Genomic DNA, 1925 nt, shown 5'->3' on the forward strand with positions numbered 1-1925 from the left:
CACTACTCGAACATCAACGCCAACGGCTTCCGCGAGCTGCTCGAGGGCCAGAAGGTCGAGTTCGACGTCACGCAGGGCCAGAAGGGCCCGCAGGCCGAGAACATTCGTCCGCTGTAGTTTCTGCCACGGCACCCGCCTGGTAGCGAGGGGCCCGCACCGCGTACACGATGCCCGGTGCGGGCCCCTCGGCATTGCTCCACCCCGCACATCCCGGCCGCTTCCGGCCCCCTGGCTCCGCCACCGGCGGCCATCCCCACGCGAGACGCACAGCGCCGCGTCCGGATCGCCGCCCTGCCGTGACAGCCCACGGTTCGAGGTCCCCGCTCCCGCCTCCGCGGTGAGCGCCGACCGCAGGTGACGTGCCGCACGGTCCCACCGTCCACGCCCCACACTTTCGGCCCGTTCCCCCGCGACCTCCTGCCGGCGCCCCGCGCCGCGGAGCCGCCTCGCGACGTGCCGCCCAGGAAGGTCTCCCATGAACCGCTCCAGTCGCTCTTCGTACCAGAACGCCAACTCCCGCTCCACCCGGGGCTCCCGCTCCGATGGCGGCTCCTTCTACGGCAACCGGCCGGCCGGCAACCGCAGCTCCCGTCAAAACCACTCCCCACAAGGCGAGTTCGCGATGCCGGTGAGCACCACCCCGGCGCTGCCCGCCATCCAGTCGTTCGACGAACTGGACATGCCCAAGGCACTGCAGTCGGTACTGACCCGCCAGGGCGTCACTTCACCCTTCCCGATCCAGGCCGCGACACTGCCGAACTCACTGGCCGGACGTGACGTCCTCGGACGCGGACGGACCGGCTCCGGCAAGACCATCGCGTTCGGTCTCGCCGTGCTGGCCCGCATCACCGGCCGGCGCGCCGAACCGCGCCGCCCGCTGGCCCTGGTCCTGGTCCCCACCCGCGAGCTCGCCCAGCAGGTCACCGACGCCCTCACCCCCTACGCCCACGCGGTGCGCCTGCGGATGGCCGCCGTGGTCGGCGGAATGTCGATCGGCCGCCAGGCCCAGGCCCTCAACCGCGGCGCCGAGGTCGTCGTGGCCACCCCCGGCCGGCTCAAGGACCTGATCCAGCGCGGCGACTGCCGGCTGGACCGGGTGGGCATCACCGTCCTCGACGAGGCCGACCAGATGGCCGACATGGGATTCCTGCCACAGGTCACCGAACTCCTCGACCACGTCGCCGAAGGCGGCCAGACCATGCTGTTCTCCGCCACCCTGGACCGCAACGTCGACCACCTCGTACGGCACTTCCTCAAGGACCCGGTCACCCACTCCGTCGACCCCTCCGCCGGCGCCGTCAGCACCATGGAACACCACGTGCTGCACGTGCAGAACCACGACAAGAACGCCACGATCGCCCACATCGCCTCCCGCGACGGCGGGGTCATCATGTTCACCGACACCCGGGACCGCGCCGACGCGCTGGTGGAAGACCTGCTCGCCAACGGGGTCAAAGCCGCCGCCCTGCACGGAGGCAAGTCCCAGCCCCAGCGCACCCGCACCCTGGACCAGTTCCGCGACGGCCACGTCACCGCGCTGATCGCCACCAACGTCGCCGCCCGGGGCATCCACGTCGACGGCCTCGACCTCGTCGTCAACCTCGACCCGCCGAGCGACCACAAGGACTACCTCCACCGCGGCGGCCGCACCGCCCGGGCCGGCGAGTCCGGCACCGTCGTCACCCTCGTCCTGCCCAGCCAGCGCCGCCAGATGGCCCGCCTGATGACCGCCGCCGCCATCACCCCCGTCACCACCCGCGTCAGCGCCGGCGACGAGGACCTGGCCCGCATCACCGGCGCCCGCGTCCCCACCGGCGTACCCGTCGTCGTCGCCGACCCCGTCGTCGAACGCCCCCGCCGCAGCCCGTCCACGAACCGCGGCCGCCGCGGCCGCCCCACCCACGCCGCCGCCGCGGGTGTCCGGT

2 protein-coding genes are annotated in these 1925 nt (G+C 72.7%); both read left to right on the forward strand.

Features of this window, described 5'->3' with window-relative positions; translation table 11 throughout:
- Positions 1–117 (forward strand): cold shock domain-containing protein (locus AB0C76_RS41240; protein ID WP_359975905.1); only part of this gene is annotated, 117 nt, incomplete at its 5' end.
- Between the two features lie 358 nt (positions 118–475).
- A partial coding sequence (locus tag AB0C76_RS41245) for a DEAD/DEAH box helicase (RefSeq protein ID WP_359975902.1) occupies positions 476–1925 on the forward strand: 1450 nt, incomplete at its 3' end.

This window comes from Kitasatospora sp. NPDC048722, from assembly GCF_040650235.1.
Taxonomy (GTDB): domain Bacteria; phylum Actinomycetota; class Actinomycetes; order Streptomycetales; family Streptomycetaceae; genus Kitasatospora.